The following is a 13,584-nucleotide window of genomic DNA, read 5'->3' as shown; positions in this document are numbered from 1 at the left end:
TGTGTATCTCCTTCACTTTATTCCCAAGATTTTTAGGGTGCGTCTTTTCTGGCACTTAGTCGCGGTGGGCAACTCTATAGGTCCTTGCGCGAAACTGAGTCCCAAGGAAAAACCTCTCGTTCAGGAAAGGCATGGGATATATCCGCATTTTTAACAAGGGGCTTTTTTTATCATTCTGATTGGTTTGTTGGTTTAGGTCTTTTGGATTTATTTTTTGGCAAGAATGGTGATCATTCTTTGGAACATCTCTGTCCATTCAATCTGAAATCCTAATTCTTCTAAATAATGAAGGCATTCTTCTTTTCTTAGGCGAGTTTTGAAATAAGAACCTATTGACATTTCCCACACATCCTTCTTTTTTTCATAGAGTTGGTCTGTGACTCGAATTCGATTTTCCTCATATTCTAATATGCAGGTATGAATTTTGGAATTATCTGACATTACTGGGATGAAACGAGAATTTCCTTCGAGAGGTATCGAATAGTCACGAAAGGAAAGAAGTAGTTTCCCTTCTGGTTTTAAACATTCATAACAAGATTTTAAAAATTCTTTGATTTCTTCTTTAGAAGATAGATGGGTAAGGGTGTCTCCGCAGCAGATAAGCAATGAAGGTCGTTTCGATTGGAATTGTGATACGGACAGAATATCCGCATCTACAATTTGAATGGGTTGTTTTTGCTCTTTTGCATTTTTTTCTAATTCAGATAGCAGTTGTTGATTAAAATCAACTGCTATCACTTCGTAATTTAATTTAGATAAGGCGATTGATTGGATTCCATTACCTGCACCTAAATCAATCGCCACTTCCTTGCCCTTAGCAGCCAGTGATTTTGATTTGAGAAATTCTAGGAATTCGGTTTGTTTTGTTTTCCAATCGCCGAGCATCCAGGTATAAAAATGACCCAGATGGTTTTCGTAGTGTTTTTTTGTATTCATCCGTTGGATTCCTTTAACCCTTCTAAGACCTGTAATCTTTTTGTTTCAAAAATCATTTTTTCAAAGTTATCTTTTTCTTTGCCCCATTCTATGTGGGTTGATAATATAGAAGGACTGCACCACAGCGAAAGGGTTTGGTTTGAGTGAGTTTTAGTCTAATGTGTTCATTTATATCTTTGAATAAAGTCAAACCGCTACCCGCAATGATGGGATGAACGCAGAGTTGGTATTCGTCTATTAAATTAAGTTTTGTTAACGAAACGATCAAACTTGGACTGCAGGCTAGTATATCTTTTCCTGGTTGCAGTTTTTTGTCGGATACTTCTTTTTCGAGATTTTGATTGGCTAATTTAGCGGATTTCCAATCTACATTTTTTAAAGTTCGCGAAAAAACAATTTTTTGGATCTGATCAATCGCCTTTGCAAAATCATCTTTTGTTTTATCTCCCGTAGGATGGTTTAGGACTGTGCGCCAATATTCCATGAGTTGGTAAGTGGTTCTGCCATAGAATGCGGTATCAGCAGTTCTTAAAAGATCGGCGTAATGTTGGTGAATTTCTTCGTCTGGGATTCCGGAAGTATGGTCACAAAATCCGTCAATGGTCATATTGATCGCAGCAATTAACTTTCTCATTTGGATCCTTTTTCTGTTATCGTTTGTTTTTTTATAGGGAAGTGGCTGATTCGAGTAGTGATTCAACGGTATCTAAACGTTGTGTCAATTGAGTATTTGTCAATGAACCAAAAGACTAAAACTCCGTAGGGTGAATGGTTTTCTTTCTTGGTCCAGGAAAAACCAGACCGTTTTGCGCCAGGGATCTGAAGGGCTTGGTCCGAAGGGGCGTTTTTGAGCCTCTTCGGACGGGAGCGAGAGCGCACCCCGAAGGAGCCCGGTCCTTTTCGATTTGAGTGAACTTTTCGAAAAGAGGGGAGGCGCCCCAAACCATCAAAAGGGTTTTTCCGAAGATTCATTCTTTCTTCTTTGCCTCTTGTTTTGAATTCGGAAACCTTCAGATACCTTTCCCCTTGACAATCTGCCTAAATTCCAAATCCTGACAGGGAAGCTTGACAAAGGTGCTTTTGGATGAACAAAACCCAAATCGGGAACCTACTTCTCGTGCTTTTTTTGGGACTGATGGCGGGAGCTGTGGCTGGAGTGGTCCTTGACCGACTTCTTGGCACAACATACCTCTCTCGGTTTTTGTTCGATTCACCAGTATCATTAGAGCTTTACATAATTAAAGTCGAGTTCCAGCTAACCCCTGCAAGTATCGTTGGTCTTGTAGCGTCTGGATATCTCGCATTAAAAAAGGGGTAACTATGTCAGTAATTTCCATGAAAAGTCTGCTAGAAGCAGGCGTACACTTCGGTCACCAAACACGTCGTTGGAATCCAAAAATGAGCCCGTATGTTTATACTGCTCGTAACGGAATTCACATCATCGACCTTCAAAAGACTGTTCAAAAAACAAAAGAAGCTTACGATGCTTTGAAAAAACTTACCGGTCAAGGTAAGAAAGTTCTTTTTGTAGGAACTAAAAAACAAGCTCGTGGTGCTATTGAAAGAGCCGCACAAGCGTGCAGTATGTACTATGTATCTAACCGTTGGTTAGGTGGTCTTCTTACTAACTGGAACACAGTGAAGAAGTCAATTGCTCGTTTGAAAAGACTTGAGCAAATGGAAGAGAACAACTCTTTCGAACAAGAAGCTAGAACTAAAAAAGAAGCACTGTCTCTCAAACGTGAGTTAGAAAAACTTCGCCAAACACTTGGTGGAATTAAAGATATGGCTGTTGTGCCTGAAATTCTTTTTGTGATCGATCCTAAAAAAGAAGAAATCGCTGTGAAAGAAGCAAAAAAACTTGGTTTGAAAGTGTTTGCAGTGATTGATACAAACTGTGATCCAGAGCCAATTGATTACCCAATTCCAGGTAATGATGATGCAATCCGCGCTATTTCTCTTTTCCTTGATACTATGGCAAATGCTGTGTTAGAAGGAACAGGTGGAGAAGTGATCCAAACTAATTTTGCTGAAGATATGGACGCAGAACAACTTGCTCTTGAATACCAAGGTGAGTATGATGAGTCCGGAAAATTCATTATGGACGATGAACTTCCTCCAGTTGCAAAAGACATCCCTGTGGATGTAGAAGCTGCAAAAAAAGCGGCAGAAGTAAAACCTACTACAGAAGGATAATACTAATGGCAGTTAGCTCCGAACAAATTAAAGATCTTCGCGAACGTACAGGCGCGGGGATGATGGACTGCAAAAAAGCCCTCGAAGAAAAGGGTGGTGATATTGAAAAAGCAGTTACTTATTTAAGAGAAAAAGGTTTAGCGAAAGCAGCGAAACGTGCTGGTCGTGAAACTGGTGAAGGAAAAGTCATCGCTTACATTCACGGAACAGGAAAAACAGGAGTTCTTGTAGAACTGAACTGTGAAACTGACTTCGTTGCAAACAATGAAGCGTTTGAAGCTCTTGGAAAAGAGATCGCTCTTCAAATCACTGCGATGAACCCACTTTACGTAAACGAAGAATCAATTCCTCAGTCAGAAATTGACAATGAGATGGGTGTACAAAAAGCTCTTCTTGAAAAAGAAGGCAAAAAAGCAGACCAAATCGAAAAGATCCTTCCTGGTAAAATGAAAAAATACTTTGAAGAGATTTGTCTGATCCATCAAAAATCGATTCGTGACAACTCCAAAACCATCAATGACCTTCTCCAAGAAGCCATTGCGAAATTTGGAGAGAACATTACTGTTGGTAGGTTCTCGAGGTTCCAAGTAGGTGGGAACTAGTCCGCGTTTCAAAAGAATTCTTATCAAACTCTCCGGCGAGGCTCTTGCCGGTGAGGGTGAACTAGGTATTGATACCAATAAAACATTTTCACTTGCCGGACAAATCAAAGAAGTTCATGACTTAGGTCTAGAAGTTGCTGTGGTTGTGGGTGGTGGAAATATGATCCGTGGCGAAACTTTAGCAAAGTCCGGAATGGAACGAGCTACTGCAGACTACATGGGAATGCTTGGCACCATTATGAATGGTCTCGCCTTACAAGATGCATGTGAAAAACAAGGGATGTTTACCCGAGTTCTTTCCGCCATCGAAATGAAATCTGTTGCAGAACCTTATATTCGTAGACGTGCCGTTCGCCATTTAGAAAAAAATCGTGTGATTATATTCGCTGGTGGAACAGGAAATCCTTATTTTACAACGGATACAACTGCATCTCTACGAGCTGTGGAAGTAGGATGTGAAGTCATTCTTAAAGCCACAAAAGTAGACGGGGTGTACACTGCGGATCCTAAAAAGGACCCAACGGCAAAACGTTACTTAGAAGTTTCTTTTATGGAGTCCATCAAACACCGGTTAAAGGTGATGGATTCAACTGCTCTTAGTCTCTGTATGGACAATAATATGCCCATCATCGTTTTTGATATCTTTAAGGCAGGAAATTTAAGAAAATTAATCGATGGAGAACCAATTGGTACATTGATCTCCAATTCAGAGGAAGTGATTCTAGATGGTAGATGAAATTATAAAATCCATGCAGTCCAAAATGGACAAAACCGTAGATGCTTTGAAAAAAGATTTCGGTACGATTCGTACGGGGAAAGCAAACCCAATGATGGTGGAAGATGTTCGAGTTGACTATTACGGAACACTCACTCCTTTAAACCAACTTGGTAAAATTGCTTGCCCAGAACCTCGGGTCATCCTCATCACTCCTTTTGAAAAAGGAATGTTGAAAGACATTGAAAAAGCAATTTTTGCAGCAAGTCTTGGACTCACTCCAAACAACGATGGGTCTAGCATCCGAATCAATATCCCTGAACTAACAGGGGAAAGACGGAAAGAACTTGCAAAAGTGGTCAAACAAAAGGCCGAAGAAAAAAAAGTTGCCATTCGTAATATCCGTCGTGATGCCAATGATGAATTAAAAAAACACCAGGCAGAAATGTCCCAAGATGAATTAAAAGGCCACCAAGACAAAATCCAAAAAATTACGGATTCTTATATTGCCAAATTGGGAGACTTAGAAAAGGAAAAAGAAAAAGAGATCACTACTCTTTAATTTTCTATGAAGTTGAACTCAATCCCCGCACACATTGCTGTCATCATGGACGGAAATGGAAGGTGGGCCGAAAGCCAGGGGAAAAAAAGAACCGAAGGCCATAGAGAAGGGGCGAACGCAATTGATCGCCTTTTGGATGTGGCCTTGGAATACAAAATCCCCAACATCTCTCTTTATGCTTTTTCCACAGAAAATTGGAAACGCCCTATTACAGAAATCCAAGCCATCTTTGGTTTGTTAGTTGAGTTTATCGAAACAAGACTCGATACCATCCATCAAAAAGGCATTCGTATCCATCATAGTGGAGCACGGAATAAACTTTCTAAAACGGTTCTCTCAAAAATTGACCATGCCATGGCGGTCACAAAAAAGAACAAAAAACTGACTGCCAACTTTTGTTTGAACTATGGCGGTCATGAAGAGATCCTCAGTAATTTTTCCCGTGTGATGGCTGCACGGAAGTCCAAAAAAGAAACTTTGGACAAACCCATTAGTACCAAAGAATTTGAAAAATATTTGTATACATCCCCTTTGCCGCCGGTAGATTTATTGATCAGAACTGCGGGAGAACAAAGGATTTCCAATTTTCTTTTGTGGCAGAGTGCCTATGCTGAAATGTATTTTACAAATACTCTTTGGCCGGACTTTGGAAGAACTTCTTTGGAAGAAGCCCTTCTTTTTTTTGATTCCCGAAAACGTAAATTTGGTGGTTTGTTATGAGTGAGACAACACTCCGTATCCTTTCTGCAATTGTATTAACATTTGTATATGTGTTCATGATCTTCCATAGTTCTTTTTACTATTTGGAGTTCTATGCCTTTGGTTGTATTACCATCTACTTGGGTTTAAAAGAACTGTATGCATTCTGCAGACGAGAAGACTCCAAACCTTTTTTTGGAACGGGATTATTCTTTTCGATTTTAATTTTTACAGTCTATTACATTCAGTTTTTAGGCCTTCAGTTCGAAGTGACTCCTCCCGCTTTTGTTTTGGAATTGTCTAAGATTCTTCGCGAAGGATTCCATCCGATTCCTTTTTTACTCATCGCACTTTCCTTAACTGTTTGGATTTTGCAAATTCTAAAACGTCCGTTAGATGGTGCTTTATTTTCTGCGAGTGCCACCATCCTTGGTCCTATTTATTTAGCGATTCCCATCGGACATTTTTTACTCCTACTCGCATTCCCTTTTGGTGCTTATTATATCTTTTTAGTTTCCGTAATTACTTTTATGAGTGATGCAGGAGCCTATTTTGGTGGTCGTTGGTTTGGAAAACATCCTGCCGGTTTGAAAATCTCTCCTAAAAAAACTTGGGAAGGATATGTGACGGGAAACATCACAGCTGTTGTCGGTGTCCAAATTCTAAATTTCACTTGGGAACATTTTAGCGGTGTGAAATTGCCAATTGGAGTGATTGAATCCGTGATTGTTGCCTTTGTGGTTTCTGTCATTTCTGTGATGGGAGATTTGGCTGAGTCTGCGATGAAACGAGATGCGAAAATCAAAGATTCCGGAAGTTTGATCCCGGGCCATGGTGGGGTTCTTGATTTGGCAGATGCACTCCTTTTTACCGTTCCTGTGATTTACTATTACTTCCTATTTAAGGGAATTCTCGGTTACGCGGTCTGATTCCCACTTTCGGAACGGTCTAAGAGTTACATGGTTGGAGTATCCGTATTAGGAATTTCTGGTTCTGTTGGCTCTTCGACTGTGAAGGTACTCCGCCAGTTCAAAGACTCCTTTTCTTTACGTAGTTTTTCGGTTCATTCGAACTTAGATCTTGCAAAATCACTGATGGGTGAATTTTCTCCGGAAGTGATTTCTATCACCGATTCTAAGTTAGAAGGGGCTTTGGGTTCTAAGTACAAATCCACTACCATTCTTTATGGAGAAGATTCTTTATCGGATTTGGTTCGGTTATCTTCTGTTTCTGTGGTTGTGACTGCCGTTGTTGGGGCAAGAGGAGTCAGACCTACCATTGCCGCCATTGAGGCTGGTAAAAAAATCGCAATCGCCAATAAAGAAACACTCGTGACCTTTGGACCACTGATCAACCGTTTGGTGGCAAAATACAATACTTTAATGGTTCCTGTTGACTCGGAACACAATGCACTCTTTCAGTTGATTGAAAGAGAAAAAAGATCTAATATTCGTGCCATCACACTTACGGCATCGGGGGGAAGTTTCCGAACTCTGCCCATTGAAGAATTAGAACATGTGTCCGTAAAACAAGCATTAAACCATCCCACATGGTCGATGGGCCCAAAAATCACAGTGGATTCAGCGGGACTGATCAACAAAGGTCTCGAAGTGATTGAAGCTCATTTTTTATTTGGATTTTCTTATGACGAGATTGAAGTGGTGATCCACCCGCAATCACTCACACATGGAATCATTGAAACTCTGGACGGTGCTTGTTTGCAATACACAAGCCATCCCGATATGATTTATCCCATTGCCCATTCTTTATTTTATCCAACGCCAACACCGAAGATGCTTATCGAAAGAAAACCTTCGACTTGGAAAACTTTGGAATTTTTCCCTCCTGATTTAGGTCGTTATCCTGGACTTAAACTTGCCTTCCAAGCGGGAAGGGTTGGTGGGACTGCCCCTTCTGTATTCAATGCCGCCAATGAAGAAGCCGTTGCTTTGTTTTTAGAAGAAAAAATTTCTTTTATCGCCATTCCTAAGTTAATCGAATCGGCACTAAATAAAATTGCAAATGCCTTCCCCGATGATTTAGAAGGGTATCTAGAAAAAGATCAGGAAACACGTGAATTTATCCAAAAAGAATTTCGGAGAGGGGGAGTGACTATATGATCATCATGGTACTCGGCGCCGTATTTATGTTAGCGGTTTCTATTTTTATCCATGAATTGGGGCACCTCGTATGTGGAAAGTTGGTCGGAGTGGAAGCTCGGATTTTTTCTCTTGGGTATGGAAAAGGAATTTGGAAAAAAAGAATTGGGAAAACCATTTACCAGATCACGGCCATCCCCATTGGAGGATATGTTCTTTTCCGTGGTGATGATTATTCTAAAAATAAAAAACCAAGGCAAGGGGATTTACTTTCCACACCACCACTTCGCCGAATGATTCCGGTTCTGGGTGGTCCATTCGCCAATTTAGTGTTAGGTTTTATTTTATTGTTTATATTGGAACTTTCTGGCGATAGTCCTTCTTCCAATCGAATTTTTATCGAAGATGCAAACAAAGTTTCGAGTCCGGCATATACGGCAGGGCTTCGCACAGGGGACCAAATTGTTTCCATCAATGGGAAAAAAACAGAAAGTTTCGAAGATATTTTTACCAATGTCAGTTTGACCACGGGAGATCCAGTTTCTGTTTCTTACAAACGAGAAGAGGAAGTAAAAACCGTACAAGTTGTACCGAATTTATATTCTGCCGGTGGACATCCAACGATTGGAGTGATGCCATTTGGAGAAAGAAGAGTGGTGGCTACTTTTACTTATGGGGAACAAGTCAGTCATTTTATCGCAAATCTACTCGATCGTGAAGATAAGTCATCTGTTTACTTCCAAGAAAAAATTGAAGAGAGAAAGGATGAAATTCCGGAAGAACTTTTAAAACAAAGAGAAATCCAAGAACGAGAAAAATCTCTTCGCAGGCGAGCTCTCTCCTTCCTAAAAGATGGGGATATGATTTTGCAAGTGGCAGGTGTGGATGTTCACACTGTTCCTGAATTACAAACTGAGCTTGGGAAACATCAGGGAAAAACAATCCCCGTTGTTGTGGAAAGAAAAACCTATCCACTCCTCACTCCTTGGGCGACGGAAACGGTAACAATCCAAATCCCCGTGTTAGGTGCCAATGTATTTGAGTTTTGGGACATTAGACATCCTAAATTTTCCGAACTAGGAATTCCATATTTCCGTTTGGACAGTTATGATGCAGAAATTGAAAACCGTCTTTCTAACTTAAAAATTGAAAACAAAACCTTTGAAAAAGCGGATGCCTTTTCAGAATATCTAAAACAATCTTCAGGCAGAAGAGACATCTGGATTGGGAATATGAAATATTCCGCTGATGTCAATTTGAAACCGATTGGTTTACTTGGATTTCGTGCTTCGATGAAATTTGAAGCAGAAAAACTACAAAAAGAATCTACCGTATACTCCTCGTTAGTGGGTGCATCCACAAAAGTTTACGAAAACGTATCCACTACTTTAAAAGGAATTGGGATGTTGTTTTCTGGGCTTCTTTCTCCCAAAGAAAATCTATCTGGCCCTATTGGGATTGTGCAAATTGCGGGAATTAGTTTGGAATATGGTTGGGTTACCTACCTTGACTTTGTTGCAAAAATTTCTTTAGCACTTATGGTGATGAATTTACTTCCGATTCCTATGGCTGACGGCGGACATATTGTACTGTATGCTTATGAGGCCATTACGGGTAGGCCACTTCCGAGAAAAGCGATCGAAGCTATTTTTCGATTGGGATTTTTCTTTCTCATTGGTCTTGGACTTTATGTTTCGTTTAATGATGTGATGCGTATTTTTTAATTTTTGATAATTCTAATTGTATATAAATAAAAGAGAAAAGGTCGATGAAAGCTAGTTCCTATTTGATTCCTACGGCAAAAGAAGATCCGCAAGATGCAGTGGTTGCATCTCATAAACTGATGACAAGAGCAGGACTCGTTCGTAAATCTGCTGCGGGTTTGTATTCATATTTGCCACTTGGACTTAGAATTTTAAAAAAAATTGAAGGTATCGTTCGTTCTGAAATGGACCGTGCTGGTGCCTTGGAATTCCAACTTCCCATTTTAACTCCAAGTGAAATTTGGAAAGAGTCGGGTCGTTGGGATAAAATGGGGAAAGAGATGTTTCGTTTGAAAGATCGCCATGACAATGAAAGTTGCCTGGGACCTACGCATGAAGAATCCTTTTGTGTTCTTGTAAAACCAATGGTTCGTTCTTACAAAGACTTACCCATCAATGTGTATCAAATCCATACAAAATTTAGAGATGAAATTCGTCCACGGTTTGGAGTGATTCGTTCTCGTGAATTTACAATGAAGGATGCTTATTCCTTTCATTTGGATGATGAGTCTTTAGATAAAACGTATCAAACAATGCGTAAAACCTATCGTAGGATTTTTGCGGGGATGGGACTTTCCACGATCCCTGTGCAAGCGGATTCAGGGAACATGGGTGGGTCTGCCTCAGAAGAATTTATGGTAGTGTCTCCGATTGGTGAAGAAACACTTACGATTTGTCCTTCTTGTCAATATTCTGGAAATATTGAAAAAACTCCTGTGATTCAAAAATCAAATACAGCAAAACAAACGTTTGCTGGTAGTGATAAAATTCACACACCTTCTAAAAAAACAATTTCGGAAGTTGCGGAGTTTATCAAAACCAAAGAAGAAAATTTATTAAAAGCAGTTGCTCTATGGGCAGACGGAACCTATGTTCTTGTTTTTTTAGAGGGTGACCGTGAACTCAACGAGAACAAACTAAAAAACCATTTGGGTTGTAATGAACTAAGACCTATGGGCCCGGCTGAAATGGAAAAACTGGGGTTAGTTCCCGGATTCATTGGGCCAGGATTTCCAAAATCAGAAAAACTAAAGGTCGTCATTGATTCGTTAGTTGATTGGAGTTTTGGGTATATATCTGGTGCAAACGAAGTGGATCATCATATTGCAGGGATTCAAATTTCTAACTTTTTCAAGGAAGAGGAAGTCACAAAAATTGATGTATCCCAAGCCAAAGTAGGGGATCCTTGCCCAAATTGTGGGAATGGTCTTACCGCAGAAAAAGGAATTGAAGTAGGTCATATTTTTAAGTTAGGTCAAAAATATTCCAAAGCCTTTGATATCACTGTTTTGAATGATAAAGGGAAAGCTACTACAACGACTATGGGTTGTTATGGAATTGGTGTGAACCGATGTATGGCCACTGTCATTGAACAATGTAACGATGATAAAGGGATTTTTTGGCCAGTATCCATTGCACCATTTACTGTCTGTTTGGTGAGTATCGCTAAAAATCCAGAGGATATTGCAAAAATTGAATCCATCTACAATGCCTTAATGGCAGCAGGAATTGAAGTTCTCTGGGATGACCGTGACTTAGGGCCTGGTTTTAAATTCAAGGATTCAGAACTAATTGGTTTTCCCATCAGACTCACTCTTGGAAAAGGATTTTTGGAAAAAGGGGAAATCACGATCCTTGATCGAAAATCGATGTCAGAAGAGACCGTAGCTTTTACAACGAATGAAGATTTGGTAGGAAAACTACAAAAACAAATTCGGGCCCTTCACGAGACCCTTGAGAAAGCTGTCGAGCAAGTAGGAACATGAACTTCTTCGGATTTTTTCTTTAAAATCGGGAGAAGGGGTCGCAAGAATTAGGGCTTTGTGATAGAAGGAAGCCATTGGGTGGCGGGTCTAGTTCCCCACCCTTAAATCAGGGCGGGGAGACTGTACCCAAAAACCCCCATCCCCCACAAAAGAAGCAGTTTTCATATTCGCCCATCCTCTCATCTTGGGATATATGGGCAAAAACCTACCTGGATATTTTGGTGAATTCGGTGGCCGTTACTCTCCTGAGATTTTAACGGAAGCATTAGAAGAACTTGAATCCACCTATCACAAGTTAAAGAAAAGTAAAAAGTTCAAAAAAGAACTCGAATACTATTTAAAGAACTACGTCGGAAGACCTAGTCCTCTGACTTATGCTGAACGTCTCACCAAACTATGGGGAGGTGCTCGTATCTGGCTCAAACGCGAAGATTTAAATCATACCGGCGCACATAAAATTAATAATGCCATTGGGCAGGCGCTTATCGCACGTTTCATGGGAAAAAAACGGATCATCGCAGAAACAGGAGCGGGCCAACATGGTCTCGCAACTGCAACTGTTGGTGCCATGTTTGGAATGGAAACTGTTGTTTACATGGGTGCTGTTGACGTTGAAAGACAAAACCTCAATGCTAAAAAAATTGAAATGTTAGGTGCTAAAATTCTTCCAGTCACTGCAGGAGAAGCCACTCTCAAAGAAGCCACAAGCGAAGCTATGAGAGACTGGGCACTCAATGTATCTACAACTCATTACATTGTTGGGTCTGCCATTGGGCCACACCCTTTCCCGATGATTGTTCGTGACTTCCAATCTTTTATAGGATCAGAAGCAAGATCGGAGTTTAAAAAACGAAACAAAAAACTTCCCAATGCGATCGTGGCTTGTGTGGGTGGGGGATCCAATTCCATTGGAATGTTCCATGCATTTTTAAAAGACAAACAAGTCGCAATCTATGGAGCGGAAGCAGGTGGACTTGGTCCAAAACCAGGAGAACATTCTGCGACCTTAACCTATGGAAAAACAGGATTTTTACATGGAACAAAAACTCTCATCATTCAAGATGAATTTGGTCAAATTGTTCCAGCACATTCTGTTTCCGCAGGACTCGATTATCCGGGTGTGGGACCAGAACATGCTTATCTTTCCCAAACGGGTAGAGTGGATTACCGAATGGTAACAGATGAACAAGCGTTAGATTCTTTTCTGGAGGTCACTCGTGTGGAAGGAATCATTCCAGCACTGGAGACAGCTCATGCTTTTCATGTGGCACGGGACGTTGCCAAAGATTTAGGAAAGAAAAAAGATTTAGTCATTTGTCTTTCTGGTCGGGGTGATAAGGACGTAACGGAAGTTTTGCGACTTTTAGGTGAAAGAAAATAAATGAGTAAAATAAAATCTTTATTTGAGAGTGGGCGTTTTAAATCCGCGTTTATCCCTTATTTTACCTTAGGGGATCCAAACTATAATGATTCTATCGAATTTGGAAAAACCATTTTAGACAATGGGGCTGATATTTTGGAACTCGGAATTCCTTTTTCTGACCCTGTTGCCGATGGTCCCGTCATCCAAAGGGCAGCAGCTCGTTCTTTAAAAAATCGTTTTTCTTTTGATGAAATCTTTCGGGTTACAAAAGCCATTCATGATCACAAACCTGAGACTCCTCTTGTTTACCTAACTTATTTCAATCCCATTTATCATTGTGGGATTACGAAATTTTTAGACCGAGCCAAGGAATCAGGAATTGTTGGACTTGTGATTCCTGACTTACCTTTTGATACAGAAGAAAGTGAAACTTTGTTTCGAGAACTAAAAGTACGGGATATGGATCTCATCCATTTGGTCACTCCGGCTTCCGAAAAAAAGAGGATCCAAGCTCTTAGCAAAACATCTTCCGGTTTCATTTACTATGTGACTTCGTTTGGGGTGACAGGGGAAAGACGAGAGTTTTCGGTCGATTTGAAAGAAAGAATCAAATTCTTAAAAGATACCATCCAATTGCCGATTTGTGCTGGGTTTGGAATCTCCACTCCCGACCAAGCCAACCAAATTTCTCAGTATGCGGACGGAATCATCATTGGTTCTGCCATCCAAAGGGTCATCGAAGAAAACGGATCGGACAAAACCAAAACAGTTACGGCACTGGCGGATTACATTTCAAAGATCAGGGCATCAATTTCCTAAATTTTTTTCCTGAATCTTTCAAAAACATTTGAGTCTCTTTAAAAATTCCGGGAAAATGGTCGGA

The 13,584-nt window shown here is 40.3% G+C and carries 14 protein-coding genes; 12 read left to right on the top strand and 2 right to left on the bottom strand.

The window, feature by feature from the left end; genetic code table 11:
• Positions 1–207 precede the first annotated feature (207 nt).
• Both EHQ49_RS10510 and EHQ49_RS10505 read right to left on the bottom strand, forming a co-directional pair.
• The gene (locus EHQ49_RS10510; protein ID WP_135579141.1) at positions 208–936 is read right to left on the bottom strand and encodes a class I SAM-dependent methyltransferase; all 729 of its coding nucleotides are present in this window, start codon (positions 934–936) and stop codon (positions 208–210) included.
• 88 nt (positions 937–1,024) lie between these two features.
• Positions 1,025–1,570, bottom strand: coding sequence for a dihydrofolate reductase family protein (locus EHQ49_RS10505; protein ID WP_135579139.1), 546 nt, complete (start codon positions 1,568–1,570; stop codon positions 1,025–1,027).
• Between the two features lie 450 nt (positions 1,571–2,020).
• Here EHQ49_RS10505 and EHQ49_RS10500 point away from each other — a divergent pair, with 450 nt between their 5' ends.
• The 12 genes from EHQ49_RS10500 to trpA all read left to right on the top strand — a co-directional run bounded on the left by EHQ49_RS10500 (position 2,021) and on the right by trpA (position 13,520).
• Positions 2,021–2,254, top strand: a complete 234-nt coding sequence (locus tag EHQ49_RS10500) for a hypothetical protein (protein ID WP_020776532.1) — start codon at positions 2,021–2,023, stop codon at positions 2,252–2,254.
• A gap of 2 nt (positions 2,255–2,256) precedes the next feature.
• Complete coding sequence (gene rpsB, locus EHQ49_RS10495; protein WP_135579137.1) at positions 2,257–3,132, top strand: 30S ribosomal protein S2; 876 nt, start codon at positions 2,257–2,259, stop codon at positions 3,130–3,132.
• 5 nt (positions 3,133–3,137) lie between these two features.
• Positions 3,138–3,734 carry a translation elongation factor Ts gene (gene tsf, locus EHQ49_RS10490; RefSeq protein ID WP_135579135.1) on the top strand — a complete coding sequence of 199 codons (597 nt, stop codon included), beginning with the start codon at positions 3,138–3,140 and terminating at the stop codon, positions 3,732–3,734.
• A complete protein-coding gene (gene pyrH / locus EHQ49_RS10485; protein ID WP_135579133.1) occupies positions 3,724–4,470 on the top strand; it encodes a UMP kinase in 747 nt (248 codons plus the stop codon). The genes tsf and pyrH overlap by 11 nt, the downstream gene beginning before the upstream one ends.
• Positions 4,460–5,011 carry a ribosome recycling factor gene (frr, locus tag EHQ49_RS10480; RefSeq protein WP_135579131.1) on the top strand — a complete coding sequence of 184 codons (552 nt, stop codon included), beginning with the start codon at positions 4,460–4,462 and terminating at the stop codon, positions 5,009–5,011. Before pyrH ends, frr begins: the two co-directional genes overlap by 11 nt.
• A 6-nt stretch (positions 5,012–5,017) precedes the next feature.
• A complete protein-coding gene (locus EHQ49_RS10475) occupies positions 5,018–5,731 on the top strand; it encodes an isoprenyl transferase (protein ID WP_135579129.1) in 714 nt (237 codons plus the stop codon).
• The gene (locus EHQ49_RS10470) at positions 5,728–6,639 is read left to right on the top strand and encodes a phosphatidate cytidylyltransferase (protein WP_135579128.1); all 912 of its coding nucleotides are present in this window, start codon (positions 5,728–5,730) and stop codon (positions 6,637–6,639) included. Before EHQ49_RS10475 ends, EHQ49_RS10470 begins: the two co-directional genes overlap by 4 nt.
• 30 nt (positions 6,640–6,669) lie before the next feature.
• Entirely contained in the window at positions 6,670–7,830 is a 1,161-nt protein-coding gene (gene dxr, locus EHQ49_RS10465) for a 1-deoxy-D-xylulose-5-phosphate reductoisomerase (RefSeq protein WP_135579127.1), read from the top strand.
• The gene (locus tag EHQ49_RS10460; RefSeq protein ID WP_135579126.1) at positions 7,827–9,533 is read left to right on the top strand and encodes a site-2 protease family protein; all 1,707 of its coding nucleotides are present in this window, start codon (positions 7,827–7,829) and stop codon (positions 9,531–9,533) included. The genes dxr and EHQ49_RS10460 overlap by 4 nt, the downstream gene beginning before the upstream one ends.
• Positions 9,534–9,577: 44 nt before the next feature.
• Complete coding sequence (locus tag EHQ49_RS10455; protein ID WP_135579125.1) at positions 9,578–11,338, top strand: proline--tRNA ligase; 1,761 nt, start codon at positions 9,578–9,580, stop codon at positions 11,336–11,338.
• 193 nt (positions 11,339–11,531) lie between these two features.
• A complete protein-coding gene (gene trpB, locus EHQ49_RS10450) occupies positions 11,532–12,719 on the top strand; it encodes a tryptophan synthase subunit beta (protein ID WP_135579124.1) in 1,188 nt (395 codons plus the stop codon).
• On the top strand, positions 12,720–13,520 hold the full coding sequence (trpA, locus tag EHQ49_RS10445; RefSeq protein WP_135579123.1) for a tryptophan synthase subunit alpha: 801 nt from the start codon (positions 12,720–12,722) through the stop codon (positions 13,518–13,520). It begins immediately after the preceding gene.
• Positions 13,521–13,584 lie beyond the last annotated feature (64 nt).

Origin of the sequence: Leptospira perdikensis, assembly GCF_004769575.1 — a bacterium.
Lineage (GTDB): Bacteria > Spirochaetota > Leptospiria > Leptospirales > Leptospiraceae > Leptospira_A > Leptospira_A perdikensis.
The sequence above is the reverse complement of the archived record's forward strand: the minus strand, read 5'-3'. Positions and strand labels throughout refer to the sequence as shown.

What these genes read in the sequence shown, in the direction of transcription:
- EHQ49_RS10510 (WP_135579141.1), bottom strand. Translation starts at nt 936, where the DNA reads ATGAATACAAAAAAACACTACGAAAACCATCTGGGTCATTTTTATACC.
- EHQ49_RS10505 (WP_135579139.1), bottom strand. Translation starts at nt 1,570, where the DNA reads ATGAGAAAGTTAATTGCTGCGATCAATATGACCATTGACGGATTTTGT.
- EHQ49_RS10500 (WP_020776532.1), top strand. Translation starts at nt 2,021, where the DNA reads ATGAACAAAACCCAAATCGGGAACCTACTTCTCGTGCTTTTTTTGGGA.
- rpsB (WP_135579137.1), top strand. Translation starts at nt 2,257, where the DNA reads ATGTCAGTAATTTCCATGAAAAGTCTGCTAGAAGCAGGCGTACACTTC.
- tsf (WP_135579135.1), top strand. Translation starts at nt 3,138, where the DNA reads ATGGCAGTTAGCTCCGAACAAATTAAAGATCTTCGCGAACGTACAGGC.
- frr (WP_135579131.1), top strand. Translation starts at nt 4,460, where the DNA reads ATGGTAGATGAAATTATAAAATCCATGCAGTCCAAAATGGACAAAACC.
- EHQ49_RS10475 (WP_135579129.1), top strand. Translation starts at nt 5,018, where the DNA reads ATGAAGTTGAACTCAATCCCCGCACACATTGCTGTCATCATGGACGGA.
- EHQ49_RS10470 (WP_135579128.1), top strand. Translation starts at nt 5,728, where the DNA reads ATGAGTGAGACAACACTCCGTATCCTTTCTGCAATTGTATTAACATTT.
- dxr (WP_135579127.1), top strand. Translation starts at nt 6,670, where the DNA reads ATGGTTGGAGTATCCGTATTAGGAATTTCTGGTTCTGTTGGCTCTTCG.
- EHQ49_RS10460 (WP_135579126.1), top strand. Translation starts at nt 7,827, where the DNA reads ATGATCATCATGGTACTCGGCGCCGTATTTATGTTAGCGGTTTCTATT.
- EHQ49_RS10455 (WP_135579125.1), top strand. Translation starts at nt 9,578, where the DNA reads ATGAAAGCTAGTTCCTATTTGATTCCTACGGCAAAAGAAGATCCGCAA.
- trpB (WP_135579124.1), top strand. Translation starts at nt 11,532, where the DNA reads ATGGGCAAAAACCTACCTGGATATTTTGGTGAATTCGGTGGCCGTTAC.
- trpA (WP_135579123.1), top strand. Translation starts at nt 12,720, where the DNA reads ATGAGTAAAATAAAATCTTTATTTGAGAGTGGGCGTTTTAAATCCGCG.